This window comes from Sphingobium anseongense (genome assembly GCF_037725245.1).
Lineage (GTDB): Bacteria > Pseudomonadota > Alphaproteobacteria > Sphingomonadales > Sphingomonadaceae > Sphingobium.
In genome coordinates this window covers 48,988-74,550 of record NZ_JBBJUL010000008.1, presented here as the reverse complement: position 1 = coordinate 74,550, position 25,563 = coordinate 48,988, and the positions used below count along the sequence as shown (strand labels likewise).

Sequence of the window (25,563 nt, the reverse complement as noted above, 5' to 3'; positions counted from 1 at the left end):
TGCTCTCCCTTTCAGTTTTCAATTAATGTGAAACTGGCCTTGGGTTGGCCGCAATCCGGGCAATACCAGTCGTCCGGCACGTCTTCCCACCTTGTCCCGGGCGGTATATCGCTGTCGGGATCGCCAAGCGCTTCGTCGTAAACATGGCTGCAATAGTTGCATTGCCATTGCCGTATCGGACCCGCCGCGAGATCTGGCGCCGGGCTGTTCATGACTTGTCCGATTGCCGGTTTGGCGAAGGGCGCGGGTCGTGCATCTTGCAGACGGTGCTGGAGCCGGAATTCATGGATAGCCGCTTTCCTGAAAGGTTCATGTTCCAGCGCGCAGTATAAGGGCGTGCAGGCGCGTCATTCTTTGACTTTTGTCAAAAGCGCGGTGGCAGGGGCTTTCCGTCAGCTTCCCCTGCCATGGTTGGTCGAACCGGATGGTTATCGGCGCTTGTATCAAGGTGCGCGCGGAGTGTCGGCAACGCGCGCGGCTAACCGACCGCCCGGCCCGGCAGACGCGCCGGTCCAGAGCCAGGCCAGCATTGATGGCTCAGGTCACGCAGACTCCTGGCGACAGATGTGAGCCCCGGTTCGCCGTTCGCAAGGCCCGTGCGGCGCCGACGGAGCAGGCATGCCCCTGAAATTCACATCGCGCTTGCGACCTTGCGACGAATGTCGGGGACGACCCGGTCCATGATGTACTGGATGCGCCCATAACTATTCTCGATCGGCTCTCCCGGCCCGCTGCTCGCCAGAAAGAGCACTTCATCAACCGAAGGATGCGACAGGATCGCGGAGGCGATTTCGAAAACAGCCCTGTCGCCATCCCAGATGTTGTAAAGACCTGAATCGACCGCGTCCTGGACCGTTTCGAACCGCGCACGCTGTACGAAACCGCGCTCGACATAGGTATTCACATAATTGAGGGCGTAAGGTTTCAGATCGACGGCCGCACGATCCGGGTCCTCGACGATCATCGCCACCTGCGATGCGATGGCGGTGCCCTTTCGCCCGGCGGCGCGCAAGGCTTCCTCATATATCGGCAGATCGCTATTCCTGCTTGAGATGAAGCCGTCCCCGATCAGCGCGGCCCGCTTGATGGCCGCCTCCACATTGCCGCCAAGGAGTATCCGCGGGGCGCGGACGGGCACCGGCGTCACGGCGATCTCGGGCAGCTGGAATCGCTGTCCCTGAAATGAGAAGGGCTTGCCGGAGAATGCGCGACGAACAATTTCCACAGCCTCTTCGAAGAGGCTGGGGCGATGGCGCATGTTGACGCCGAACGCCTCATATTCCAGCTCGCTATACCCCATGCCCATGCCCAGGTCGTACCGCCCGCCGGACAGGACCGAAACCATGGCCGCTTCCTCGGCAAGACGGACAGGATGGTAGAGCGGCGCCAGCATCACGGCGCTGCTGAACCGCACCGACTTCGTTCGGGCGGCGGCGGCGGCCGACATCAGCATCGGCGAGGGGCACAACGCGTCGAAATGATGTTCGCCGAACCAGATTGAATCAAAGCCGAGCGATTCCGCCCAGACGATCTGCTCCAGGATTTTGCCCCATTGATACTCATATGTCCGGCGTTCATCGCTCGCCGCGGTGGCGCGATCCCCGTCCAGATAGGCATAGGCAAGGCCGAACCTAATGGCCCGCTCCGTCTTGGGCAGGCCGCCAGAAATCTCGCCCGGACCATTCATCGCTCGCCATCCTCGCCCTGTCATGTGGCCGCGCCGCGTATAGTCCACCGGCGTCAACCCATGACTTTCCGCACTGGATAATCGGGTTCTCCACGCCCGGCAATTCAGTGATGGATGATTTCAAGATCATTGCCCGCGAATCCGGGATCGGGCTGCACTCTGCCTGCCGGGCCGGATGCCTAAGCGGATGCGGCTTTTGATATGAGGGTCTTTGGCCGCTCGGCGACGACGAAGCCGGTCGATCAGCCAAAAATCGCGCGGCATATCCGAACGCCGAAGTCCGCATCCGGGTTGGTTTTGGGGTCGCCCATGCGCTCCATGATGACCGCGACCGACAGGTCACGCCGCTTGGGCAGCCTCGATTTGTCGGCTGCTTCGAGCGCCGCCGCCATTTGGCTCGCCTGAAGATCGGTACAATAGCAGGGCGCGCCGGGCTGCTGCCGCCATGACGTTTCGAGCGGTCCCGCATCGAAACCGTCAAACCCCGTATCCTCGACGAGCGTCATGCCGATCTTTCGATCCGCGTCGCTGTCTGCCGCCACCGGGATGGCGATGCGATCGGGATCGCCTTTCCGCTTGCCCTTGCGCGCAAGCGAGTCGGATCCGATTGCGTTCCATGCCTTGACCACGGTTCGCCCGAGTTGTTCGGCGACCCAGAGGCTCTCGGTCATTCCATTTTCGAGGGCCGCAATGACACCGTCGCGTGCGGGATAATAGTTCGACGTGTCGACGATGACGCATGTCGCCGGAAGCGCCCGGACCGTCTCTGCGATGTCGGGCAGCCGAGACAGCGGCACGGAAAGAATGGCGACATCCACGTCGGTCAGCGCGGTGACAACATCTGCCGCCGTGGCGCCCGTCGAGAGCGTATCGTTGTCGATGGATCCCGGTCCGCGGGAATTCGCGACCTTGACGTCGTGTCCCGCGGCGCTCAGCTTTTTGACCAGCGATTTGCCGATATGGCCGGTGCCGATTATTCCTATCCGCATTAAAGAACTCCAGCAGCATGGGGTTTGGTTGTCGATGCGATGGCATCGTCCATTACGACCGCCTTGCTTTCGAGGTAAGGCAGCAGCCCTTCGATGCCGCCTTCGCGGCCTACCCCGGATTGCTTGAAGCCGCCAAAGCCCAGCGTTGGATCGACGTGGAATCCGTTGTGACCCACGCTTCCCGATTGCAGCCTTCGGCTTACCGCGAGCGCGCGGCCATGATCATTGGTGAACACGGATGCATTAAGGCCAAACGGACTGTCATTGGCGATTTTGACCATCTCGTCATCGCCCTTCGCCGGTATGACGCAGATCACCGGGCCAAAAATTTCCTCCTGCGCGATGACCGATCGGTTATCGACCCGCCCGAACACCGTCGGTTCGATGTAGAATCCGCGATTGAGATAGGCCGGGCGCCCGCCGCCGGTGGCCAGTTGCGCGCCTTGCGCCACGCCCTTCGCGATATATTCCTCGACCCGATCGCGCTGACGCGCCATCGCCAGCGGCCCCATATCCGACTGCGGATCATAGGGATCGCCGATCCGGATCGTCTTGAACGACGCGCTCAGCGCCTCGACGAAAGCGTCGTGCCGGCTTTCCTCGACTATCACGCGGGTCAGCGCGGCACAGACCTGTCCGGTCATGACCCGGGTCGATTGCGAAATGCACGCCGCCGCCGCCTCGACATCATAATCGTCGAACAGCAGGGCAGGGGACTTGCCGCCCAGTTCCAGCGTATAGCGCGCCAGGCGTTCGCCGCAGATCGACGCGATACGCCGCCCCACCGCGCTCGATCCGGTGAAGCTGATCTTGTCGACGCGGGGATCGCGGACCAGCGATTCCGACGCCTGACGGTCTGCGGTGACGACGTTGATCACGCCGGGCGGCAGCCCGATCGCTTCGGCGATTTCGGCCATGATGTAGGAAGCGACGGGGGCCTCCGGCGAAGGCTTGATGACGACGGTGCATCCCGCCAGCAAGGCGGGCGCAAGCTTGAACGCGAGCAGGAACGGCGCCGCGTTCCATGGAATGATGATGCCCACGACCCCGACAGGCTCGCGGATCAGGAGGCCGGTCCCGCCCGTGCTGGCGACGCGGCGCTCCTCGAACGGGAAGATATCGGCAAGGCCCGCATAATATTCGTAGATGGACGGCAGGAAAGAGGCCGTGCCTTGCGCCACGGGCAGTATGACGCCCATTTCGCTCGGCCAGGCCTGTGCGATGTCACCGGCCCGTTCGCTCAGTTTCGCGCTCAGGGCGCGGAGATACTCTGCGCGCTGGGCGTGGGCAAGCCGGGGCCAGGGGCCGTTGTCGAAGGCATGCCGGGCGGCGGCCACGGCATGATCTATATCGCTTTCCTTCCCCTCCGCCACGCTCAGGAACACGGTTTCCGTGGCGGGCGCGATCACGTCCAGCATGGCGTCGCTGGAAGGCTTTACCCACCGGCCGCCAATGAAAAACTGATCCGGGTTGCGGATAATGCCGTAACCAAGGGAGTTTGCCATGAAAATCTCCGTTTGCAGGACTGGGCAGGGGGACAGGGTCGGCCATCAGCCTCGGCACGGGGACCGAGGCCGACATCCGTCACCATTCCGCGTAGATAGGATCGTTGGGGTAGTTGCGGCCGGTAATCGTGTCCTGCGGGAAATTGAAGATTCCCTGGAAGTCCTGCGCGCCCTCCATCTCGTTGGCCCAATCGAATATGCAGGTGCGGCGAAGGATCTTCCATTCTCCGCCACGCTTTTCGCAAAGATCCTTGTAACGGCCGCCCAGGAACTGCGTCTTCCGGCCCGGGTGGATCATGACGTATAGGAAGACGGATTCGCACTTTGCCTGATCGCCCTGCAATTCAATGAGCACATTGGAGCAGTGGTGAAGAGCGATGTGCCCCGTCTTCTTCTGACCTTCATAGGCCATTTCGCAGAAGTCGTGCGCATTGCCGACGAAAGCGCCATGGTCGTCGGTGCCATCGGGCCAGTAGCTCGACTTCATCAGTTCAAGTTCCTTCCGGTCCTGTCCCCGGCAGTATCGCATGAGATTTTCATGGATCTTGTTCTTCTGGACGAGGTCGTAAAGTTCCTGCGCGCTGTCGATTGCGTCTGTCGTCATGATTATCTCCTAAAACCGATGAGGGGCAATTCGTGCCGCGTCAGAATTTCACCGGCACATGGTCCCGCATGATTGCATCCACTTCCGCCTCGCAGGCGCCGGCATCGAGCAGGACCTGGCGCGTATGTTCGCCAAGAATCGGCGCCCGCCGCGACACCCGGCCTGGGGTACGGGTCATCTTGATCGGGACGCCGGCGATGGTGACCGGCGTGGTCCCGGGATTTTCGACATCGACCAGCATCTCGCGGGCCTTGAAATGGTCGCTGGCCAGAACTTCCGTAATATCCATGACAGGTCCGAAGGGAATTTTGCCGCCCAGCCGGGTCATCAATTCCGCCTTGGTGAACGCGCCGGTGCGTTCGCTCAACTCGTCGATCAAGGCCAGCCGGTTCGCCTTCCTGCCTTCCCGGCTGTCGAAACGCGGATCCGCGCCCAGCTGCTCGTCGCCCAGTTCCCGGCACAGCGTGGCGAAAAAGGCGTCCTGCTGCGCGGCAATCGTGACGAAGCCGTCCTTCGCGGGAAACATGCCGAACGGACAGAGGAAAGGATGATGATTGCCCTCCGGCCCCGGCACCACCCCCTGCACGGAATTCTGCCAGATCATGCGTTCGCATACGGCAAGCACGGCATCGGTCATGGCGACGTCGACAAACTGGCCCTCGCCGGTCTGTTTCGCATGATGGATCGCCGCCAGCACGCCGAAGCCGAGCATCATGCCGGGAATGATGTCTCCGACCCCCGGTCCAACCTTTGTCGGCGTGGCGGGATCTGGACCCGTGATCGCCATGATGCCGCCCATGGCCTGGGCCACCACGTCGAAGGCAGGCCAGTCGAGATAGGGCGAAGCGCCGGTCCGCGTGTCGCCGAACCCCCGCAGCGCGCCATAGACGAGCCGGGGGTTGATATCACGCAGCACCTCGTAACTCAGCCCCAGCCGCTCCATCACGCCGGCGCGGAAATTTTCCACCACGGCATCGGCGTCCCGCACCAGCAGCTTGAACGCCTCCCGGCCCTTTTCGGTCTTGAGGTCCAGGCAGATGCTGTATTTGTTGCGATCCACGCTCTGGAAATAGCCGCCCAGCACGCGTTGCGTGTCATCCTCGCGAAAGGGGCCGCCCGGCCGTGTCAGGTCCCCTGCGGGGGGTTCGACCTTGATCACCGTCGCGCCATGATCCGCCAGCAGCATGGTGCCGAAGGGACCGGCCAGCATCTGCGTGAGATCGATGATCTTTATGTCTGCTAAAGCGCCAAAGGGGGCAGCATTGTCCGTCAAATCCAGTCATCCCATCCAAATCGTCGCGCAGTTCCCGCCCTTGAACGGCGGATGTTTTCCCGGCCCGACGCAGTTGCGCAACCCACGCACATCTTTGGCCGATTTGGCGGGGAGGCAATGACGAATAGGCGCGAGCCATGATTCCATTACGCTTGCAATGTCGCCAGCCGGCGGAGAAACTTCAATCCTTCTTACCCGACAAAGCCAGCGGTATCATGGTCAAGCGCATGCTGGCTCATTGCAATTGTGATAGACTAGTCAAGTCGTTCAAATTGTCTTGGCTTAATCCCGGCATGTTGCCACCAAGACTTCGCCCAGGAAGCTGCACGACATCTCCCCCCCGCCGGCGGCGAGCGTCGATGCAGGTGGGTCGACCGCGTCTGCGATGACGGCGTTCGCTTAACTTTCCGGAGGATATCAGTGAGTTGGAATTTCTCGACGGACCCGGAGTTCCAGAAGGAACTTGACTGGATCGATCAGTTCGTTCGCGAAGACGTCGAACCGCTCGATCTCGTGCTGGGTCCACAGCATGACATTGACGATCCCCGTTTTGGAAAGCTCGTCCGTCCGTTGCAGAAGCGGGTGCAGGAACGTGGCCTGTGGGCATGTCATCTTGGCCCGGAAATGGGCGGCAAGGGGTTTGGCCAGCTCAAGCTGGCGCTGATCAACGAACTGATCGGCCGCTCCCGCTTTGGCCCCATCGTCTTTGGCGCGCAGGCCCCCGACAGCGGCAATGCCGACGTGCTGGCCGAATATGGCACGCCAGAGCAGAAGAAGCGCTATCTGGAACCGCTGCTCGCGAACGAGGTGGTGTCCTGCTTCGCCCTGACCGAGCCGCAGGGCGGCGCCGACCCGACGATGATCGAGACGACGGCGGTGCGCGAGGGCGGCGAATGGGTGATCAATGGCGAAAAATGGTTCGCCAGCAATGCGTCCGTCGCCAATTTCTTCCTGATCATGGCGGTGACCGATCCAGAGGAGCGCCCGCACCGGCGCAGTTCCATGTTCATCGTTCCTGCCGATGCGCCGGGAATCGAGGTGATCCGCAACTATGGCGTCTACGGCCATCTGCCGACGCATGCGCACATGCGATGGACCAATGTACGCGTGCCGGCCGAAAACCTGCTGGGCAAGCAGGGGGATGGTTTCATCGTGGCCCAGCAGCGGCTGGGCGGGGGGCGCATGCACCATGCGATGCGCACGATTGCCCTGGCGCAAAGCGCGCTGGACAAGATGTGCGAACGCGCCGTGTCGCGGAGCACCAAGGGCGAATTGCTGGGCGACAAGCAACTGGTTCAGGCACAGATCGCGGACTCCTGGGCGCAGTTGAGGCAGTTCCGCCTGCTGGTGCTGGAAACGGCGTGGCTGGCTGACAATGGCCATAGCTGGAAGGACCTGCGCCGCAACGTGGCCGCGGTAAAGTTCCTGATGCCGCAGGTGCTGCACGACATCGCCTCGCGCGCGCTCCAGGTCCATGGTTCGCTCGGCCTCACCGACCAGATGCCGTTCGCCGGCATGATCATGACCGCCTATCATATGGGGCTGGCCGACGGCCCGACCGAAGTCCACAAGATCCTGGCCGCGCGCGAAGTGCTCAAGGGCGTGCAGCCGGCCAAGGGGATGTTCCCGGATTATATGCTGTACGAAAAGCAGGCGGCTGCCGAGGCGAAATTCGGGGAAGCCTTGAAAGCCGTGGGCGCGGAGTGACCTCCGCTGCCCCAGCAGCGCCGGAGGGCGGCGGTGCGGCCGTCCAGCCGGAGCGGCCGATGAAGGATCTGCTCGCCGCGCTGTTGACGAGCGAGGCGGGCCGCGCCGTCATCGTTGACCAGGTCGAGCCGCTTTCCGGTCATGCCGGGGTGGGTTTCAGCTTTGTCGCCGATGACGGCGCAAGCCGGGAAAAACTGATCGTCCGCACCATCGCGCCCGATGCGCCCTCGACCGGGCCGTCCGATGTGGTTCGTCAGGCCCGGATCATGCAATCGCTCGCCGGCACGCCCGTGCCGGTGCCGCCGATCCGGTCGTTTGGCGGTCATGATTCGGTCTTCGGACGCCCCTATTTCATCGCCGGTTTCGTCACCGGCACGGCCATACCCGCGCGTGCGGTCGACCAGACGCCTGCCCATGTCGAGCTTGCCCGGCGGGGGGTGGAGGTGATGGCGCGGCTCCATGCGGTTCCCACGGCTGGCCTTGAAAAGGCGTGGGGGCCAGTGCAGGCGCCCGCCGCCGAGTTCGACCGCCTGTTGCGCCTGTTCGACCGGCCGACGATCGACCTGAACTGGGCCGGGCGCATCGCGCTGCTGCGCGAGCGGCTGGTGTCGACCATTCCGCACGAGTTCCATGCCGGTTGCGTCCATGGCGACATGCATTTCGGCAATATGATCTTTGGCCCCGACGATGTCCGCGCCGTGCTGGATTGGGAGATCGCCTTCCTGGGGTCGACATTGCTCGACCTTGGCGCCCTGGCATTCTACGCCGATCCCGATGCCGTGCTGCCCGAGCATCGCTATCGCGCCGAGCGCTGGGTGCTGTCTCCGGCCGAAATCCTCGAAACCTACCGCCATGCGGCCGGACGCTCCAACGACACGATGGCGATCGCATGGCACCGCGCGATGGCGGGATATCGGTTCGCCGTGATCGCCCTGTTCAACGAGATGCTGCACCGGCGCGGCAAGAAGCATGATCCGCTGTGGGCCGACCTGGTCCGGTCCGTGCCCGTCATGGTCGAGCGCAGCCTGGAAGTTCTCGACGGTTCGGCCCCGGCCTGACCCCCCTTTGTGGCAAGCGGCGTTGCATATGCAATGAACGCTGCGCCCGAAATCGATCGAGTTGATTGTAAGCGGGCGCATGTGCAGTCTGCGCCCTTCACAAAGACGCGCGCTGGCTTTGCCGCCGGTCGCGCGACCGCTTGAGAGGATGGATAGATGGACTTTGACCCCGCGGCGCTGGGCCTGATCGACGACGGATCGAAGATCGAAGTCAATATCAACCATGTTCAGCCAGGGCGAATGGACGAGGCTGTCGCTGCCTTTCAGGACGCATTTGCCGACTACAGGCCCGAGGGCTTCAAGATCATTTATGCCTGCGCCGACCTGGCCAACAATCGCCTGATCTGGATCCACAGATATGAGAAGGGCTTCGATCTGGCCAACCGCTTCTACCTTGGCAAATATCCCAAATTGCCCATGTGTCTGTGGGCAGGCGCCCGCTATGACGCGCTTGAGGCCTCGCCTGAAGAGATGCCCGCCTGATCCCCCCGGACCGACACCCAAATGATATCCCCCATTTGCCGAGGTTTACATGAGCACCAGCTTCCCATCGATCGAGGAACTCAAGGGCGGGCCGACCGTCGAACTGAAGGTCTACGAGGTCAAGCAAGGCGGCTGGCCGCATTTCCTCAGCCGCTGGAGAAAGATCGTCAAGCTGCGTCGGGCCGCCGGCTTCAAGGTCGAGTTCGCGGTGGCCGATATTCCCGGAAACCGGTTCATCTGGGCGGTCAGCCTCGACAGCGACTTCGTCAACCAGAATCTGGATTATCTCAACAGCCCCGACCGGATCGCGGCCAACACGATTTCGGACTATGTCGCGGCGTTCGAAATCCCCAAAGTCGTCACGATTCCGGTCGACTGACATCCTGCGCCGGGGTGGGGCAGGGCGATGCCCCGCCGGACAGGGCCGATTGCGCGAGACCAGCGGGAGCACGAACATTATCCGATCCAATTCGATCGGATAATGCTCCAGTTGATCAGGGACGACGTTTCAGCAAGACCTTGCGATCGACTTGCGCGACGATCTCCTGCTTCTGGTTCACGCCATAATGACGGTACAGGATGATGCCGGCGTCCGGGCGATCGGAATCCGACTTTTCCAGCACTTCGGTATAAGCATAGAGCGTGTCGCCGTGAAAGACCGACTTGCTCAGGCGAATATTGTCGAGCCCCAGTTCCGCGATGGCATTTTCGCAGCAATCCTGCGAGGCCAATCCCAGGACCATCGAGAAGTTGACGCCGCCATAGGACACGACCTGTCCGAACGGCGTACGGGACATCTTGTCTTCGTTGAAATGGGCATCCGCGCTGTTCATGACCATGTTGGTGATCAGCACGTTTTCCAGGTTGGAAATCGTCTTGCCCCGTGAATGGCGGATGACGGCACCGACTTCGAAATCCTCGAAATAATTCTTGCTGCCGGTCAGGTTCACATGCGTGCTCATTGACTGGCTCCTTCCCGCCGGCGGACCTGGTTTGATCGTCGGAAGCTGACCAGCAGATCGCCGTTTTCGTCGCGGCCCTCGGTCTCCCAGGTGACGATGCCGACGGCAGGGTTGTTGCCCGAGATCCGTGCCTCGACCGTCGTGCTGCTCGCGATGAGCGTCACGCCCGGATAGGCCGGACGATGATAGCGAAGGTCATAGACCCCCAGGAAGGGTCCGCCGATTTCGCTGCAATCCTCAACGGACAAACCCAGGGCGACGTTGAATATCAGCTGGGGATTGAGAACGATGTCAGGATGACCTTGCTGCATGGCATAGGCCCGGTTGAAATAGAGCGGCACGAAGGACAGCGTGAGGGTACTGAAAAGCATATTGTCGCTTTCCGATATGGTACGGCCCCAATGATGCTGAAACGTCTGTCCTACGAAAAAATCCTCGTAGAGATGGCCCTTCTTCCAGAGGGCAGCCTTTTCCAAGATTGCATTAGACATGGATTATACCGCTCCGGATGCCTGTCGCCGAAATCCGCGCCACAAGGGCGCGGCCTGCTCCGCCGCTGAGTTTGCGTGACATGTCATAACTTGATGGTGATGCATTTGAGCTGCGTATAATGGTGCAGCGCCTCGACACCCTTCTCTCGGCCATATCCGCTCTGCTTGTAGCCGCCGAGCGGCGTTTCGACGCCGCCCGCCAGATATTCGTTGATGTAGATCTGACCCGCTTCCAGTTGCGATGCGACGCGATGCGCGCAGCCCAGGTCGCGGGTCCAGATGCCGGCCGCGAGGCCGTAATTGCTGTCGTTGGCAATGCGGATCGCATCCGCCTCGTCCTTGAAGGGCAGCACGGCCAGTACAGGGCCGAAGATTTCCTCGGTCGCGATCCTCATGTCGGGACGGGCACCGGTAAAGACCGTGGGCCGGACATACCAGCCGCCCTGGCCTTCCTCCGCGCTCAGCGCTCGTCCCCCGGCCGCGAGCGTCGCGCCTTCCTCGATGCCGATGGAGATGTAGGACCGGACTTTTTCGAACTGGGCCGCAGTCGTTATCGCGCCGATTCTGGCATCGGGCTGCGGCCCGACCGTCAGCGCCTCCACCGCAGCGACGAGGCGCGCGACAAAGGCTTCGTGAATCGATTGCTCGACCAGCAGGCGCGTGCCAGCGAGGCAGACCTGGCCCGCATTCGCGCTGAAGGCACGGACAGCGCCCGCGACGGCGGCGTCCATGTCGGCATTCGCGAACACGATATTGGCTGATTTGCCGCCCAGTTCGAGCGTCAGCGGAATGATGCGCTCGGCCGCGATCTTGCCGATTTCCACCCCGGCCCGCAGGCTGCCGGTGAAGGCGACCTTGCGCACCAGCGGATGACCGACCAGCGCCGATCCAGCTTCCTTGCCCAGCCCGTGGACGACGTTCAGCACGCCTGGCGGAAGGCCGCATTCCTCGACGGCGACGCGCGCCAGCATGCCAAGCGATCCGGGTGTTTCTTCCGAAGGCTTGGCGACCACCACATTGCCCGAGGCAAGCGCCGGCGCGATGGCGCGCGCGGCCTGTTGCAGCGGCGCGTTCCAGGGCAGGATCACCCCGACGACGCCAAAGGGTTCACGCAACGTATAGGAGTGATAGGCGGGACCCAGATTGATGATCTCGCCATGACCAATGCTGACGAGCCCGGCATAAAATTCGAAATATTTGGCCACGACCTCGATTTCAATCGGCGACTGCCAGGCTGGCTTGCCGGTTTCGAGACCTTCTATCTCAGCGAAACTGTCGATCTGTTCGCGCAGCTTCGCCGCAATCGCGTTCAGGATGCGGCCGCGCGCCATGGGATGCTGGTTGCGCCAGGCGGGGAATGCCTGCGCGGCATGTTGCACCGCCCGGTCGACATCGGTGGCAGAGCCGACCGCGACTTCACCGATCTTCTTGCCCGACGAAGGCGAAATCTTGTCAATGAAGCGGCCAGTGTCCGGCTCGCTGTCCCGTCCGATGAAATGGAGATGCCGAAACATCATGTCTCCTGATCTGCTGATGCCGGCGCGATATGCCGGTCTTTTTTCTTCCCGGCATGGCAATGACAACTGCCGCCGCATGACGCATTCCTTTGACCGGTAATCGTTGATAATGGCTGGATTGGCAATCTTCGCTCCAGCCACCGGATGCAAATTTCATCCTTAATATGGGCGCGCTCCGGCTGGCGCGCGGCACGTCTGGAGAGCAGATACAGGATGATGGTCCGCCCGGTTTTCCCACGTCCCAGGCGTGGATCGACCGGAGTCAATGCACCTGTAATAGCTTCAGGGGCGCGCTTGCCACGGCTTTGGCGCCGTAGCAGTCATCGCACATCATAAACGCAGATAAGCGGCCCTGGCGCCGCAATGGGAAAGGAGTTGAAGATGGCCCAATATAAGCCCGAGTGGCTGAGCCTCATGCAGGAGGCGCCCATCGACCCGGATCTGCCGATCATCGATCCGCATTGCCATCTGTATGACGATCCTGTCCGTCGCGCCACCATGGGCGGCTTCATGACCGAGGAATTCCTCAAGGAAATCCGCGATTCAGGCCATAAGGTCGTGTCGACCGTCCATTGCGAGGCTTACAGGACGTTCGTCGACGAGGATGCGCCGCCCGAATTGCAGGCGGTCGCCGAAACGCGCGCCGCGACGCGCGTGGGCGAAGAGGCGATGCAGCGTGACCCGGCAGGCCCGCGCCTTTCCGAAGGGATCATCTGTGCCGCCGATCTGACGCTTGGCGACCGGCTCGACGATGTGCTCGCCGCGCATCGCGAGGCGGCGAAGGGCCGGCTGCGTGGGGTGCGCTCCTGGACGATGAGCGACCCGGATATCACGCTGCCCTATGAGGCGCCGGTCGACCTGATCGTCGATCCGGCCTTCGTCGCCGGCGCGAAGCGGCTGGTGGACCAGAAGCTTTCCTGGGACGCGGCCGTGTTCCATCCCCAGATCCCCTATGTGGCGGCCCTTGCGGAAAAGCTGCCGGACCTGCCGATCATCCTCAACCATGTCGGCATTCCGATCTATACCGGCCGTTTCAAGGACAAGTTGCGGGAAACATACCAGAACTGGCTGGCGATGATGACCGACCTTGCCCGCTATCCCAATGTCTATGTCAAGGTGTCGGGGCTGTTGATGGGCTTTTCGGGCCGGGCGTTCGACGACAAGCCCATGCCGCCCACCTCGCAGCAGGCAGCGGACGCGATGGAGGATCATTATATCCCCACCATCGACCTGTTCGGGCCGGAACGCTGCATGTTCACCAGCAATTTCCCGCGCGACCGCCTGGGCATTTCCTACGGCGTTCTCTGGAATGCGCACCGGATCCTCGCGAACCGCTACAGCACGCAAGAGCGCGCGGCATTGTTCCATGGCACGGCCGCCAAGGTCTATGGGCTGCAGAACCCGGCATAACGGTAATCTGCGAGTGGCTGCGACGCTGGCCCGGACGGTTTTTGCCAGTCCGGGCCGGCATCGCGGGCATGGCACAGGCAGGGATCGAACGGAATGACCCATCTGAACTTCGCCGGAAAGCAAGTGATCGTCGTCGGCGGTTCCAGCGGCATCGGCAATGCCACCGCCTATGCATTTCGCGATGCGGGCGCCGATGTGCTTGTCACCGGCACGAGAGCGTCGCCAGAAGACTATGGTCCCGAAGAGGCGCACCGCTTCGCGGGCCTGCGCTATTCGCAGCTGGTCGTCGGCGACGCGGAATCCGTCGCGGCATGGCAACCCGATGTCGAGCGGGCGGACGTTGTGGTGCTGTCGCAAGGGTCGGTCGCCTATCGCAGACAGGAATTCGAGCCGGAGACATTCCGTCGCATCGTCGATGTCAACCTGAACTCGATGATGGATTGCGCCGCCCGGATGAAGCCTCTGCTCGCCGCCAGTTCCGGCTGCCTCCTCACCATCAGTTCGGTGGGCGGCGTGCGCGCGACGATCGCCAACCCTGCCTATTCCGCGTCCAAGGCGGGCCTCATCCATCTGACGCGGGTGCTGGGCGCGGCATGGGCGCGGGACGGCATCCGGGTGAATGGCATCGCCCCAGGCCTGGTCGACACCAGGATGATTTCCGTCACCACGGAAAATCCCGAGCGCCTGGCCGAGCGGCTGAAAGGCATTCCCCTGGGGCGGCTCGCGAGCCCGGAGGAAATCGCGTCCATCGCGCTTTTCCTCGCTTCGCCCATGGCGAGCTACATCGTGGGACAAACGATCGTCGCCGACGGCGGCAGGACGCTCACCTGATCCGATCGCCGACCGGCCGAATGACGGGCACGGGTCGCTTCTGATCGCATAGAATTTGAGGAGACATCATGAACGAGGTCGCATTTTCCGAAAAGCGCGGTGACATAGGTATCGTCACCATCGATTCCCCTCCCGTAAACGCATTCGGCATCGCCGTGCGCCGGGGTCTGCAGGCGACATTCAATGCGATGAAGGCCGACGACGAGGTCAAGGCGATCGTGGTGATCTGCGCCGGCAAGACCTTCTTCGCCGGCGCGGACATTTCCGAATTCGGCAAGCAGCTCGAAGAACCGCTGCTGGGCACGGTGTTCGCCGAAATCGAAGATGCCGGCAAGCCCGTCATCGCCGCCATCCACGGATCGGCACTGGGCGGGGGATGCGAATTCGCGCTGGTTTGCACCTATCGCGTTTGCGTGCCGAGCGCGCAGATCGGCTTGCCGGAAGTCAAGCTGGGCCTATTGCCGGGCGCTGGCGGAACGCAGCGCCTGCCCCGCATCACCGGGCCGGAACTGGCGATGGACCTGATGCTTTCCGGCCGACCCATCGGCGCTGAGGAAGCCTTGCGGCTGGGCATCGTCGACAAGATCGTCGCCGAGGATGGGTTGCTGGAAGGCGCGATCGAATTCGCGCGATCGGTGGTCGCGGAGGGCAGGCCGCTGGTCAAGATCAGGGATCGACAGGACCAGATCGCCGCTTTCAAGGACACGCCGGAGATATTCGCCGCCGCCCGGGCCAAGTCGGCCAAGGCGGCGCGCGGTTTCATGGCGCCCGGAAACATCATCAATGCGGTCGAAGCCGCCATATCCCTTCCCTTTGAAGAGGGCATGGCGCGAGAACGGGAATTGTTCCTGGAACTGCGCTCTTCCTCCCAGAGCGCAGCGCAGCGCTATTATTTCTTCGCTGAACGACAGGCCGGCAAGGTGCCGGGCCTCGCCAAGGATATCGCGCACTTGCCGGTCAAGCGCGTGGGGGTGATCGGCGCCGGCACCATGGGGGGCGGGATCGCGATGAATTTCCTGAGCGCCGGCATCCCCGTCACGCTGGTGGAAATGTCGCGCGATGCGCTGGACCGCGGCATCGGCATCATCCGCAAGAACTACGAAAACAGCGCCAGGCGCGGCCGCCTGACGGAAGCGGAGGTGGAAAAGTGCATGGCGCTGATCACCCCGTCGCTCGACATCGCGGATCTGTCGGATGTCGACCTGGTCATCGAAGCCGTTTTCGAACGGATGGACGTGAAGCAGGAGATCTTCGCGAAACTGGACAGTGTCGCCAAGCCGGGCGCGATCCTGGCGAGCAATACATCCTTTCTCGACCTCGATCAGATCGCCGCCGCGACCGGTCGACCCGAAGCGGTCATCGGCCTGCATTTCTTCTCGCCGGCCAATGTCATGCGACTGCTGGAGATCGTGCGCGGCGCCAGGACATCCGACCAGGTGCTCACGACCGCACTGAAGCTCGCGTCCGGGATCGGCAAGGTGCCGGTCGTCAGCGGCGTCTGCGACGGATTCATCGCGAACCGGATCATGACGCAGCGTCGCGAGCAGGCGGACGCGCTGATATTGGAGGGAACGACACCGGAAGCGATCGACCGGGCCGTCTATGATTTCGGCTTCCCGATGGGACCGTTCGCGACCCTCGACCTGGTCGGCCTGGACGTTGTCGTCCGCAACGAACCGTACCGCACGGTCAAGCAGGACCTGCTGGATGCCGGACGTCGCGGGCAGAAAGCCGGCGCGGGCTTTTATGATTATGACGAGAACCGCAAGCCGTCGCCTTCGCCGCTGGTCGCCGGGATCATCGCCGAAGTGGCGGCGGAACGCGGCATCGCCCAGCGCCCGGCGCTGAACGAAGAGGAGATCATTGCCCGGCTGCTTTACCCGGTCGTCAATGAAGGCGCGCGGATCCTGGAGGATGGCATTGCCCTGCGGGCGTCCGACATCGATGTCGCCTGCATATTGGGCTATGCCTGGCCCCTGTACACGGGCGGCCCGATGTTCTGGGCGGACCAGGTCGGACTGCCGAAGATCGTCGCCAAATTGCGCGAGATGGCGCTGGAATATGGCCCTCGCTTCGAACCGGCGCGCCTGTTGGTGGAAAAGGCGGAATCGGGCGGCAGTTTCACCGGCTGACGACTGTGCCGCATGATCCGGTCATCATCGATCGGTTCATGCGCCCAGTCCCTTTTTTGCAGCGATGGTGATCGGCGCAGAAACCAATGCCGCCCCTTCAATGATAGACAAAGGATGAGGATTTATGCCTTTCGATCCCCATGCGGTTGCCGATTATGTCGTAACCGATCCACCGCTTCAGGACATCGAATGTCCGGCCGAGCATTTCGTAACCCATTTCATCAGCCAGGATGTGCCGGTGCACGCGCTGATATGGATCGCACAAGGAGAGCAGGCCAAGGGGTGCGTTATCATTTCCTGCCAGGCATTTGGCGGGGATCGACTGGAAAGCCTGATCATTCCGCTGTTGAATATGGGCATCAGCGTGATGACCTTTCAGCCGAGGGGGATGTGGGACCGCGAACATGAATATTCCCTCATCAGCGCGCTGGACGACCTCAATGCTGGAGTAGAGTTTATTCGGACTGCCGATGCGGCCGGGAAAACGACGCCGAACGGCAAAGGCTATAGGATCGACCCCGAGCGTATTGCGGTGCTCGGCCTTAGTGGAGCCGGCGGTTCCGTTGCTTTCAGCTCATGTGCTGAACTCGACCATGTGAAATATGGTATCGCCATCGCTCCATCAAATCACGAACTATTCCGCGATCTGAACGTCGATGATGTTCCAACGGACTGGTTTTCCTGGCTGAAATCGGAAAGCGCGGGACGGATCGATGTCCTGACCCGGCTCAAGGGGATGACCAGTGGAGAGATTGATCGCCTGAGCATCATTCACAACATTCCCCGACTGCTATCGAAGAAGCTGCTGCTGATCGGCGCAACCAACGACATGCCCACGCCCCTGAAGACCTGCCATATCCCCATCAGGAACGCCTTCCGCGACGCAGGCGCCACCAACTTCACCGACATCGTTCTGGATTCTGACCATTTCTTCCTGACAAAGCGCATTGCGCTCGCCCGCATAGTCACGTCATGGCTGCGGACGGAATGCGGCTTCTGAACGACGACACCGGGCAGGACTGGCCCGGACAGCTCATTTTTCTTTCTTGCCGACGGGCTTGCCAAGCATCGCGTCCGAGATGATGCGCAGCTGAATTTCCGACGTGCCTTCGAATATCTTCGTCAGGCGGGCATCGCGCCAGAAACGCTCGATCGGATGGAGCGTGGTATAGGCCGCGCCGCCGACGATCTGCAACGCTTCGCTCGTCACCTCTTCGGCCATTTCGGCGGCGAGATATTTGATCATGGACGTCTTCACCCTGGCGGGACGGCCGGCGTCGATTTCCTCGCAGACATGGTAAAGCAACTGGCGCGCCGCCTCGATCTTCGTGGCCATGGTCGCGATCTTGAAGCGGATCGCCTGGAAATCCGATATGGGCTGGCCGAATTGCACCCGTTCCTTGGCATAGGCGGCGGCGTGGTCGAGCGCCGCCTGCGCCAGGCCGATCGACCGCGCGCCGGTCTGCGCGCGCGCCAGTTCCAGATTGTGGGCGGTGTTCTGAAAGGCCCGTCCGCTATCGTCCGCTGACGGATCGGCCGGCACCCGCACGCCATCGAAATAGAGTTCCCACGTCTTCCATCCGAAATAGCCGATCTTGGGGATCGGCGAACCGGTGACGCCTTCGGGCAACTGGCCGCGCGGCTTGTCGACGTTCAGGCTGATGGTGCCTGCCTTGGCGCCGCTGCCATCGTCAATCCGGCAAAGCACACGGATGAAGTCCGCGCCATCGGCGAAAGTGCACCAATATTTGCTGCCGGTGATAACCCATTCGTCGCCTTCGCGGCGAGCGCGGCAGGAGACGCCGGACAGGTCCGATCCCGTGCCAGGTTCGGACAAGGCAGCCGCGCCCAGATAGCGTCCCTGCGCCATGGCGGCGATCTTTCGCCGCTTTTCCTCTTCCGTGCCCCCTATCGCCCGGTAGAAGGCGTTGCCGCGAGCGGGCAGGCTCGCGACGCTCATCCAGCCCTTGGCCAATTCCTCGGTCACAAGGCAATATTCATAGGCGCCAAGGCCAAGGCCGCCCAGCTCCTGTGGGATCAATATGCCGAAGAAGCCCAGTTCCCCCATGCTGTCGATCAGCGTGAGTGGAAAGTCGGCCTTTTCCGGGTCCAGTCGATCGGCGAGCGGGCGCACCTCGCTGCTGGTGAAATCCCTTGCGAGCTGCTGTATCATCAGTCGCTCCTCGGTCATTCCGGGAGCGAAACCGAGTTCCTGCTGCGATTCCATCTTCTGTTCTTTCAATGCTGTTGTGCGCTGATGTCGGCATGATGGCGCCGGATGATCTGGACCCGGTCGGCTGCCGTCGCGCTATCCCAACTCTCAAGCAGTTCGCGGGTAAACGCATCGCGGATTCCTGGCGCGGTTGCGCGGTCCGCTCGTGCCAATGCATCGGGCAGCTGTGCGAGCGTCAGATCGGTGCAGTAGGCAGCCATGCCAGGCTGCTGTCGCCACGAGTCGGCCAAAAGGCCCGCATCGGAGGGATCGAAACCCGCAAGATCGACCAGATCCATGACGATCCGCTTGGCGCGGGGATCGTCGCCGGCGACGGGAAGGGCAATGCGACCGGGGGAACCGGCGGGTCGGCCCTGGTCCCGCAGGCTTTCCGCTATGATGCTGTTGAACGCCTTGATCACCGGCCGCCCGAGGTGACGAGACACCCACATGCTTTCGACTTCTCCGGCCTCGATCGCTTCGATCGGCGGGTCGCGAAAGGGCATGTAGTTGCCGGTGTCGACGATCACGAGCGTGACTTTGGCATCGGCGAACAGGTTGTCGGGCAGGGCCGGGATGTTCTTTTGCGGGATGGTGACGAAAACCACGTCCGCGCCATCGACCGCATCCGCGATCGAACCCGCCTGCACGCCAAGGTCCGACGCCAAATCCCTCAGACTGTCACCACCGCGTGAGTTGGCAATCGTTACCGCATGGCCCGCAGCGGCATATCTTTCTGCCAATATGCCGCCGATCTTGCCCGCGCCGATCATTCCGATCTTCATGACCTGCCTCTCCTGTATTTCTCTTTTTCCGGTTCTTTTGGACCCGGATTTATCTGACCAGCGATCGTGCGATGGCCATCAGCCTGCGGCATTGTTCCAGATGCAGCAGTTCGACCATCTTGCCTTCCACCCGCAATACGCCGGCATTGGCATTTTCCGGCTTGGCGAAAGCATCGATCACCGCCGTCGCGAATGCGATTTCGGCATCGGTCGGCGAAAAGACGGTGTTGGCGATCTCGATCTGGCCGGGATGGACCAGCGTCTTGCCGTCGAAGCCGAATTCCAGCGCCTGGCGGCATTCCGCCTCGAACCCCGGCGCGTTCTGCAGGTCGTTATAGACTCCGTCGATGATCGTCAGACCCGCCATCTTCGCGGCTGTCACGGCAAGGGCCAGTTGCGGCGTAAGGGCGGCGCGGCCGGCGACAAGGCGGGCGTTGGTTTCCTTGCAAAGATCGTTGGTGCCCATGACGAAGGCCGCGAGGCGGGTATCCCGCGCTGCGTCGGCGATGTCGGGCAAGTTGAAGATCGATCGCGCGGTTTCGATCATCACCCACAAGCGCGTGCGGCGGGGAAGCGGCCCCAACAGGGCGTCATAGGCCCGGACGTCATCGGCCGTGGAAATCTTGGGCGCCAGCACCGCGTCGGGTTCGACAGAGGAGGCGGCGATGGCTTCCAGATCCGCGCGGCCCCAGGGCGTATCGAGGCCGTTGACACGTACCACCACTTCCCGATGGCCAAATCCGCCTTCGCACACCGCAGCCAGTGCACGGGCGCGGGCGTCGGCCTTCTCGTCCGGCGCCACGGCATCTTCAAGGTCGAGTATGACCGCGTCGCAATCCAGGGTGCGCGCCTTGGCGATGGCCTTGGGTTTGGAAGCAGGCATGTATAATGTGCTGCGAACCGGCTTATATTCCATTGCGGACATATGCTCCTTGAATATGCCAGTCGGCATCGGCGTTTAACATTCTAGGCGTTCCGGGCGGCCGATTGGCAAGCCCAATCGAGCCCCCGAATACTTTGATTGCATCAGTAATGGCGGCAGCTCCGTCGCGCCCGCGCCATCAGCGCGGAGGCATGCGGATCGCGCCGTCGAGCCGGATCGTTTCGCCATTGAGCATGGGATTTTCGATGATCTGTCCGACCAGCAAAGCGAATTCGGATGGGCGGCCCAGGCGGGCGGGGTGAGGGACAGCCTTGCCCAGTCCATCGAGCACGTCCGGGCCGAAACGCGACAGGATCGGCGTGTCGCAGGTGCCCGGCGCGATGGTGCAGACGCGGATGCAGTGCCGTGCCAGATCGCGGGCGGCGACCAAGGTCATGCCGACGATCCCGGCCTTGGCCGAGGCATAGGGGATCTACCCGATCTGGCCTTCAAAAGCGGCGACCGAGGAAGTGAGGATCACGACGCCGCGGTCGCCATCGACAGGCTCATTCTTCGCCATGCGGGCGGCGCCCTGGCTGAGCACGTTGAAGGTGCCGATCAGGTTGACGCGCACGATCTCTTCGAAAAGGTCGAGCGAGCCGGGATCACCGCTCCGTTCGACCACGCGCACCGTGCCCCCGCGCCCGGCCCTGCCCCGACGCGCTGCCGGTCACGACGGCCGAAAATCCATCGATATTCATCTTACAACATCCTCAAAGTCGTTCGATGATGGTGGCGTTGGCCTGACCGCCCGCCTCGCACATGGTCTGCAGGCCGAAGCGGCCGCCCGTTTCTTCCAGTCCGTTCAGCAGCGAAGCGAGCAGGCGCGTGCCTGACGCGCCGAGCGGATGGCCCAGCGCAATCGCCCCGCCACGGGGATTGAGACGCGCGGGATCGACGCGCATTTCGCGCTGCCAGGCCAGCGGCACCGATGCGAAGGCTTCGTTCACCTCGAAATGGTCGATGGCGTCGGCGGTCAGTCCGGCTTTGCCCAACACGCGCTGCGTCGCGGGAATGGGCGCCGTCAGCATCATCAGTGGATCATCCGCGATGACGTCCAGCGCCACGATGCGCGCGCGCGGCGTCAGTCCCATCCGCGATGCCGCAGCCTCCGACATGACCAGCGCCATCGCCGCTCCGTCGGTGATCTGCGAGGAATTGCCTGCGGTCACGCTCCAGTTGATCTGCGGGAATTGGGCGGCGATGGCATCGTCGTTGAACGCCGTGCGCAACTGCCCCAAGGCTTCGACCGTCGTGCCGGGACGGATCGTCTCGTCTTCCCCGACCGTCCCTTCCGGCGTCAGGATGGGCACGATCTCACGCGCCAGCGATCCGTCACGCCGCCGAGCGTCGGCCAGATTGTGCGAGCGAACCGCGCAGGCATCCATTTCCTCCCGGCTGATCTGCCACTTCGCCGCCACCAGTTCGGCCGCTACGCCCTGCCCGACATCCACAGGGTAGCGAGCGCGATATCCCTTTCCGAAAACATCCTGCCCCAGCCGGGCGCTGCCCATCGGTACGCGGCTCATCGATTCAATGCCGCCCGCGAGCGCGATCTGATAGTCGCCCGATGCAATGGCCTGGACCGCGAAGTGGAGCGCCTGCTGGCTCGATCCGCACCGCCGGTCGACAGTGGTCGAGGGAACATGGGCGGGCAGGCCGGCGGCCAGCCAGGCGGACCGGCCAGGCGGGAAGCCCTGTTCCCCCGCCTGGCTCACGCAGCCGACAATGACATCGTCGACCAGTCCAGGGTCGAGCGACGGATGACGCGCCAGAAGGCCGGCGATCGTCTGCGCCAACAGATCGACCGGATGGACCTGACTGAGCGATCCGCCTGCCTTGCCACGCCCCATCGGGGACCGAACAACGTCGACGATCACGGGATTGTTCTGCATGATCCTGTTCCTGTTTCATTGAAAGTCGCCGGGTTAGGCGCCATTTGACGGGCCCAGAGGCCGCCCGAAGGCGCGGGCGGAGATAACGGGATTGATATATTCGCGAACATGCGCGATCCGGCCGCCGCGAATGTCGTAGCGGAAGATGTAGCGGTTCCGGTAGGGCGTGCCGTCGGCCAGCACGATATTGCCGCGCTGTTCGATGAACAGACGGCTTCCGTCTGCCAGGATGGAGAGGTCCACATCCTCCGGCGCGGCAAACCGCATGTCGCGCGCAAGCGTGTCGCGCCAGAAGCCGACGATCGCATCGGCTCCTTCGAAGCGGCGGCATTCCGACGGATCGCTCGACCCCGTTTCGGAAAAGGGAAATTCATAGACGGCATCGGCAGTCAGCGCGTTTCGCACCGGATCCCAGTCGCGCCGCCCGATCGCCGCGTAAAAGCGCGCGATGGCCGCCTTCGCGGCGCGGCGGGCGGCGGGATCGTCACGAACCACATCGTCGCTGCGCAGCAGGTCAGCGAGCGTGCGGGCCATCGGCCTGTGCTCTCGATGCGGAGTCAGGCGGCAAAGGACGCCGCTTCATAGCGCTGGAAATGATATTCGGTCGAACCCAACTGATGTGCGATCGCAATCTGGCGGGTGAAATAATCGGCGACCGGCAATTCCTTGCTCATGCCCATGCCGCCATGGATTTGCACGGCCGCCTCGCCAACGAACCTGGACGCCTGATCAATCAGGACCTTTGCCGCCGAAACCGACTTGGCCCGGCTTTCGGCCGGCGCCGAAAGGCTGGCGGCCGCCATGATCGTCGCGGAAAAGCTCTCTTCAACCTTGATGAACATTTCCGCCATGCGATGCTGGAGCGCCTGAAATTCGCCGATCGCCTTGCCGAACTGCTTGCGCTGCTTGGAATAGTCCACGGTCCATTGCAGCAGCATCCGCTGAATGCCGAGGCATTCCGCGCACAGCGCGGCAACGCCGGCATCGAAGGATGCCGACACTCTGCTCGCCGCATCCTCGCCCCGGGCGATCATCGCTTCGGCAGGGACGACGACATTTTCGAAATGAATATCCGCACAGCGCCCGCCGTCTACCAGCTTGGCGTCCTCCCGAGAGATGCCGGGAAGATCGGCCGGCACAAGGAACAGGGCGAGGCCGGAGGCACCGCCCAGATCGGCAGCGACCAGGAATTGCGTAGCCCTGGCCGCATGGCGCACGAGCTGGACATGCCCGGACAGGGTGAAGCCTTCATCAAACGGCCGCGCGACAAGCGCGTTGATGCCGCCTGGAGCGACGACCGGCCAGTTCATGGCAGGGATGACGATCCCCTCTCCGGCTATCACCGCCTGAACAGCCTGATCGGCGGCAGGGGTCGAGCCGATGAGCAGCGGCGGGGCCATGACGATGGATTCCAGCCACGGTTCTAGCGACAAGGCCTTGCCCATCTCTTCCATGATGATCCTGTTGCCGGTCGCACCGTCGCCAAAACCGCCCATGGCTTCGGGGAAGGGGGCGGCCAGCAGACCCAGTTCGGTTGCGAATGCCTGCCAGATGCCGGGATCGACGCCCTCGGCGGTCTTCACCGTCTCGCGGCGCTTTTCGAAAGGAAAACGGTCCCGCAGGAAGGCCGCGAGCGCTTCCCGCAGCATATTTTGTTCGTCGCTATAATCGAAATTCATCTCGTCGCATCCATCTGCCGCAAGCATCGAACCGGGTTCACAGTTCAAGCCCCCGTTTGGCGATGATCTCCATCTGTATCTCGTTCGATCCGCCATAGATCGACGCCTTGCGCATGTTCAGATATGTGTCGGCGGCACGCCTGCCGCCCCGTGGGCCTGCCATGCCGCCATCGGCGCTGGGCGGCTTGCCTTCATGGTCGATCAGGCCCTGAGGCCCGGCCGCGTCCATTATCAATTCCGCGGCACGCTGCGCGATCCGGGTGCCCTTTGTTTTCAGCGCGCTCAACAGCGGCGTTGCATCCTGGCCCGATGTGGTTGCGGCCAGCGCGCGCAAGTCGGAGACTTCAAGCGCCATCAGTTCAATTTCGAGCTGCGCGATCTGCCGCCTGAACGCCGGGACATCGATCAGCGGATCGCCATGAGCGTCCCGCTGTTCGGACGCAAGCGCCCGCAACTTCCTGATGCGGTTCTTGGAGCGGCTGACCTCGGCCAGATTGGACCGCTCATGCTGGAGCAGATATTTCGCGCAGGTCCAGCCCTTGTTTTCGTCATGAATCCGGTTTTCGACCGGCACGATGACGTCGTCGAGCCAGACCTCGTTGACTTCCAGATCCCCGCCCAGCGTCTCGATGGGCCGCACGGTCAGGCCCGGCGACTTCATGTCGATCAGCAGGAAGGATATGCCTTCCTGTTTCTTGGCCATGGTGTCGGTGCGGACCAGGAAAAATCCCCAGTCCGCATGTTGCGCATAAGTAGTCCAGGTCTTCTGGCCGTTGACGCGATAATAGTCCTTGCCATCGTCGCCCCGGAACCGTTCGGCGGTGGTGCGCAGGCTTGCCAGGTCAGACCCGGCGCCCGGCTCGCTGAAACCCTGGCACCACCAGGTTTCGGCACGCACGATCGGGGGCAGGAAGCGGGCCTTCTGTTCCGCCGTTCCGAACCGCTGGATGACAGGGCCGCACATCGACACGCCCATCGAAAATATGCGGATCGTATCGGCGTTTTCCAGCACCTCCCGGAAGATGTGTCTTTGCGTAAGGGTCCAGCCGGTTCCGCCATATTCCTTGGGCCAGCTTGATCCGAGCCAGTCTTTCTTCGCGAGTATTCGCATCCATGTCATATAGTCTTCGCGACTATATTCTTCATTGCTCGCGGTCTTTTCGCGCAGGTACTGCGGATATTCGCTGGCGACGAAATCCGCCACTTCACGGCGGAAAGCCTCGTCACCTGAGGTGAATATCTGGTCCATGCCGGTCCTCTGCATCTTCATTCTTTGTTTGACCGAAGCATGGCCATATCCGGACAGGGCAGCAAGGTGCGGCGGGAGCAAGACGGTTCCCGCACCGCCGTTATCTCATATGCAATGCGGCGGTGGCGTCGATGTCGAGGCGAGCATGACATTACGCATGCAATCTATCCAC

25 protein-coding genes and 1 pseudogene are annotated in these 25,563 nt (G+C 62.5%); 8 read left to right on the top strand and 18 right to left on the bottom strand.

Going from position 1 to position 25,563, the window contains the following annotated elements; all coding sequences use genetic code 11:
* Nucleotides 1–11 precede the first annotated feature (11 nt).
* From WG908_RS12105 to WG908_RS12080, 6 genes are all read right to left on the bottom strand, one after another.
* Complete coding sequence (locus WG908_RS12105; RefSeq protein WP_445326716.1) at nt 12–212, bottom strand: rubredoxin; 201 nt, start codon at nt 210–212, stop codon at nt 12–14.
* Between the two features lie 419 nt (nt 213–631).
* Entirely contained in the window at nt 632–1,687 is a 1,056-nt protein-coding gene (locus WG908_RS12100; RefSeq protein ID WP_340186847.1) for an LLM class flavin-dependent oxidoreductase, read from the bottom strand.
* Between the two features lie 242 nt (nt 1,688–1,929).
* Nucleotides 1,930–2,676 (bottom strand): NADPH-dependent F420 reductase, encoded by a 747-nt coding sequence (locus tag WG908_RS12095; protein ID WP_340186846.1) that lies wholly within the window; start codon nt 2,674–2,676, stop codon nt 1,930–1,932.
* Nucleotides 2,676–4,181, bottom strand: coding sequence for an aldehyde dehydrogenase (locus WG908_RS12090; protein WP_340186845.1), 1,506 nt, complete (start codon nt 4,179–4,181; stop codon nt 2,676–2,678). The genes WG908_RS12095 and WG908_RS12090 overlap by 1 nt, the downstream gene beginning before the upstream one ends.
* 79 nt (nt 4,182–4,260) lie before the next feature.
* Complete coding sequence (locus WG908_RS12085; protein WP_340186844.1) at nt 4,261–4,785, bottom strand: nuclear transport factor 2 family protein; 525 nt, start codon at nt 4,783–4,785, stop codon at nt 4,261–4,263.
* 40 nt (nt 4,786–4,825) lie between these two features.
* Nucleotides 4,826–6,058, bottom strand: coding sequence for a CaiB/BaiF CoA transferase family protein (locus WG908_RS12080; RefSeq protein ID WP_340186843.1), 1,233 nt, complete (start codon nt 6,056–6,058; stop codon nt 4,826–4,828).
* A gap of 420 nt (nt 6,059–6,478) precedes the next feature.
* On the opposite strand from WG908_RS12080, the gene WG908_RS12075 reads away from it, so the two are divergent.
* The 4 genes from WG908_RS12075 to WG908_RS12060 all read left to right on the top strand — a co-directional run bounded on the left by WG908_RS12075 (nt 6,479) and on the right by WG908_RS12060 (nt 9,685).
* Nucleotides 6,479–7,765 (top strand): acyl-CoA dehydrogenase family protein, encoded by a 1,287-nt coding sequence (locus WG908_RS12075; protein ID WP_340186842.1) that lies wholly within the window; start codon nt 6,479–6,481, stop codon nt 7,763–7,765.
* 59 nt (nt 7,766–7,824) lie between these two features.
* On the top strand, nt 7,825–8,823 hold the full coding sequence (locus WG908_RS12070; protein ID WP_340186841.1) for a phosphotransferase family protein: 999 nt from the start codon (nt 7,825–7,827) through the stop codon (nt 8,821–8,823).
* Nucleotides 8,824–8,979: 156 nt separating this feature from the next.
* Complete coding sequence (locus WG908_RS12065) at nt 8,980–9,306, top strand: hypothetical protein (protein WP_340186840.1); 327 nt, start codon at nt 8,980–8,982, stop codon at nt 9,304–9,306.
* 49 nt (nt 9,307–9,355) lie between these two features.
* A complete protein-coding gene (locus WG908_RS12060; protein WP_340186839.1) occupies nt 9,356–9,685 on the top strand; it encodes a hypothetical protein in 330 nt (109 codons plus the stop codon).
* 115 nt (nt 9,686–9,800) lie between these two features.
* Here WG908_RS12060 and WG908_RS12055 read toward each other — a convergent pair whose 3' ends face one another.
* The 3 genes from WG908_RS12055 to WG908_RS12045 all read right to left on the bottom strand — a co-directional run bounded on the left by WG908_RS12055 (nt 9,801) and on the right by WG908_RS12045 (nt 12,273).
* Entirely contained in the window at nt 9,801–10,268 is a 468-nt protein-coding gene (locus WG908_RS12055; RefSeq protein ID WP_340186838.1) for a MaoC family dehydratase, read from the bottom strand.
* Nucleotides 10,265–10,759, bottom strand: coding sequence for a MaoC family dehydratase (locus WG908_RS12050; protein WP_340186837.1), 495 nt, complete (start codon nt 10,757–10,759; stop codon nt 10,265–10,267). Before WG908_RS12050 ends, WG908_RS12055 begins: the two co-directional genes overlap by 4 nt.
* Nucleotides 10,760–10,842: 83 nt before the next feature.
* Entirely contained in the window at nt 10,843–12,273 is a 1,431-nt protein-coding gene (locus WG908_RS12045; RefSeq protein WP_340186836.1) for an aldehyde dehydrogenase family protein, read from the bottom strand.
* 384 nt (nt 12,274–12,657) lie between these two features.
* Between WG908_RS12045 and WG908_RS12040 the strand changes: the two genes are divergently transcribed.
* The 4 genes from WG908_RS12040 to WG908_RS12025 all read left to right on the top strand — a co-directional run bounded on the left by WG908_RS12040 (nt 12,658) and on the right by WG908_RS12025 (nt 17,649).
* Nucleotides 12,658–13,686, top strand: coding sequence for an amidohydrolase family protein (locus WG908_RS12040; RefSeq protein ID WP_340186835.1), 1,029 nt, complete (start codon nt 12,658–12,660; stop codon nt 13,684–13,686).
* A 93-nt stretch (nt 13,687–13,779) separates the two neighbouring features.
* The gene (locus WG908_RS12035; protein ID WP_340186834.1) at nt 13,780–14,517 is read left to right on the top strand and encodes an SDR family NAD(P)-dependent oxidoreductase; all 738 of its coding nucleotides are present in this window, start codon (nt 13,780–13,782) and stop codon (nt 14,515–14,517) included.
* Between the two features lie 68 nt (nt 14,518–14,585).
* Nucleotides 14,586–16,649: a 3-hydroxyacyl-CoA dehydrogenase NAD-binding domain-containing protein gene (locus tag WG908_RS12030; protein WP_340186833.1), complete on the top strand. Its 2,064-nt coding sequence runs from the start codon at nt 14,586–14,588 to the stop codon at nt 16,647–16,649.
* A gap of 124 nt (nt 16,650–16,773) precedes the next feature.
* On the top strand, nt 16,774–17,649 hold the full coding sequence (locus tag WG908_RS12025) for an alpha/beta hydrolase family protein (protein WP_340186832.1): 876 nt from the start codon (nt 16,774–16,776) through the stop codon (nt 17,647–17,649).
* 33 nt (nt 17,650–17,682) lie between these two features.
* Here the strand turns inward: WG908_RS12025 and WG908_RS12020 are convergent, their stop codons facing one another.
* The 9 genes and pseudogenes from WG908_RS12020 to WG908_RS11980 form a co-directional block, all read right to left on the bottom strand.
* Complete coding sequence (locus WG908_RS12020) at nt 17,683–18,876, bottom strand: acyl-CoA dehydrogenase family protein (protein WP_340186831.1); 1,194 nt, start codon at nt 18,874–18,876, stop codon at nt 17,683–17,685.
* Between the two features lie 11 nt (nt 18,877–18,887).
* Nucleotides 18,888–19,676: pseudogene (locus WG908_RS12015) on the bottom strand (NADPH-dependent F420 reductase); the annotation flags it as partial.
* Between the two features lie 19 nt (nt 19,677–19,695).
* Entirely contained in the window at nt 19,696–20,571 is an 876-nt protein-coding gene (locus tag WG908_RS12010) for an HpcH/HpaI aldolase/citrate lyase family protein (RefSeq protein WP_340186830.1), read from the bottom strand.
* A gap of 136 nt (nt 20,572–20,707) precedes the next feature.
* Nucleotides 20,708–21,001, bottom strand: a complete 294-nt coding sequence (locus WG908_RS12005; protein WP_340186928.1) for an SDR family oxidoreductase — start codon at nt 20,999–21,001, stop codon at nt 20,708–20,710.
* Nucleotides 21,002–21,199, bottom strand: a complete 198-nt coding sequence (locus WG908_RS12000) for a Rossmann-fold NAD(P)-binding domain-containing protein (RefSeq protein ID WP_340186829.1) — start codon at nt 21,197–21,199, stop codon at nt 21,002–21,004. It lies immediately after the preceding gene.
* Nucleotides 21,200–21,281: 82 nt separating this feature from the next.
* Entirely contained in the window at nt 21,282–22,463 is a 1,182-nt protein-coding gene (locus tag WG908_RS11995; protein ID WP_340186828.1) for a thiolase family protein, read from the bottom strand.
* A gap of 33 nt (nt 22,464–22,496) precedes the next feature.
* Nucleotides 22,497–22,997, bottom strand: a complete 501-nt coding sequence (locus WG908_RS11990) for a nuclear transport factor 2 family protein (RefSeq protein WP_340186827.1) — start codon at nt 22,995–22,997, stop codon at nt 22,497–22,499.
* A 23-nt stretch (nt 22,998–23,020) separates the two neighbouring features.
* Nucleotides 23,021–24,142, bottom strand: a complete 1,122-nt coding sequence (locus WG908_RS11985; protein WP_340186826.1) for an acyl-CoA dehydrogenase family protein — start codon at nt 24,140–24,142, stop codon at nt 23,021–23,023.
* A gap of 37 nt (nt 24,143–24,179) precedes the next feature.
* Entirely contained in the window at nt 24,180–25,406 is a 1,227-nt protein-coding gene (locus tag WG908_RS11980) for an acyl-CoA dehydrogenase family protein (RefSeq protein WP_340186825.1), read from the bottom strand.
* Nucleotides 25,407–25,563 lie beyond the last annotated feature (157 nt).

Excerpts from the sequence above, each read along its gene's own strand:
- WG908_RS12105 (WP_445326716.1), bottom strand. The coding sequence starts at position 212 with ATGAACAGCCCGGCGCCAGATCTCGCGGCGGGTCCGATACGGCAATGG.
- WG908_RS12100 (WP_340186847.1), bottom strand. The coding sequence starts at position 1,687 with ATGAATGGTCCGGGCGAGATTTCTGGCGGCCTGCCCAAGACGGAGCGG.
- WG908_RS12095 (WP_340186846.1), bottom strand. The coding sequence starts at position 2,676 with ATGCGGATAGGAATAATCGGCACCGGCCATATCGGCAAATCGCTGGTC.
- WG908_RS12090 (WP_340186845.1), bottom strand. The coding sequence starts at position 4,181 with ATGGCAAACTCCCTTGGTTACGGCATTATCCGCAACCCGGATCAGTTT.
- WG908_RS12085 (WP_340186844.1), bottom strand. The coding sequence starts at position 4,785 with ATGACGACAGACGCAATCGACAGCGCGCAGGAACTTTACGACCTCGTC.
- WG908_RS12070 (WP_340186841.1), top strand. The coding sequence starts at position 7,825 with ATGAAGGATCTGCTCGCCGCGCTGTTGACGAGCGAGGCGGGCCGCGCC.
- WG908_RS12065 (WP_340186840.1), top strand. The coding sequence starts at position 8,980 with ATGGACTTTGACCCCGCGGCGCTGGGCCTGATCGACGACGGATCGAAG.
- WG908_RS12060 (WP_340186839.1), top strand. The coding sequence starts at position 9,356 with ATGAGCACCAGCTTCCCATCGATCGAGGAACTCAAGGGCGGGCCGACC.
- WG908_RS12055 (WP_340186838.1), bottom strand. The coding sequence starts at position 10,268 with ATGAGCACGCATGTGAACCTGACCGGCAGCAAGAATTATTTCGAGGAT.
- WG908_RS12050 (WP_340186837.1), bottom strand. The coding sequence starts at position 10,759 with ATGTCTAATGCAATCTTGGAAAAGGCTGCCCTCTGGAAGAAGGGCCAT.
- WG908_RS12045 (WP_340186836.1), bottom strand. The coding sequence starts at position 12,273 with ATGTTTCGGCATCTCCATTTCATCGGACGGGACAGCGAGCCGGACACT.
- WG908_RS12040 (WP_340186835.1), top strand. The coding sequence starts at position 12,658 with ATGGCCCAATATAAGCCCGAGTGGCTGAGCCTCATGCAGGAGGCGCCC.
- WG908_RS12035 (WP_340186834.1), top strand. The coding sequence starts at position 13,780 with ATGACCCATCTGAACTTCGCCGGAAAGCAAGTGATCGTCGTCGGCGGT.
- WG908_RS12030 (WP_340186833.1), top strand. The coding sequence starts at position 14,586 with ATGAACGAGGTCGCATTTTCCGAAAAGCGCGGTGACATAGGTATCGTC.
- WG908_RS12025 (WP_340186832.1), top strand. The coding sequence starts at position 16,774 with ATGCCTTTCGATCCCCATGCGGTTGCCGATTATGTCGTAACCGATCCA.
- WG908_RS12020 (WP_340186831.1), bottom strand. The coding sequence starts at position 18,876 with ATGGAATCGCAGCAGGAACTCGGTTTCGCTCCCGGAATGACCGAGGAG.
- WG908_RS12010 (WP_340186830.1), bottom strand. The coding sequence starts at position 20,571 with ATGTCCGCAATGGAATATAAGCCGGTTCGCAGCACATTATACATGCCT.
- WG908_RS11995 (WP_340186828.1), bottom strand. The coding sequence starts at position 22,463 with ATGCAGAACAATCCCGTGATCGTCGACGTTGTTCGGTCCCCGATGGGG.
- WG908_RS11990 (WP_340186827.1), bottom strand. The coding sequence starts at position 22,997 with ATGGCCCGCACGCTCGCTGACCTGCTGCGCAGCGACGATGTGGTTCGT.
- WG908_RS11985 (WP_340186826.1), bottom strand. The coding sequence starts at position 24,142 with ATGAATTTCGATTATAGCGACGAACAAAATATGCTGCGGGAAGCGCTC.
- WG908_RS11980 (WP_340186825.1), bottom strand. The coding sequence starts at position 25,406 with ATGCAGAGGACCGGCATGGACCAGATATTCACCTCAGGTGACGAGGCT.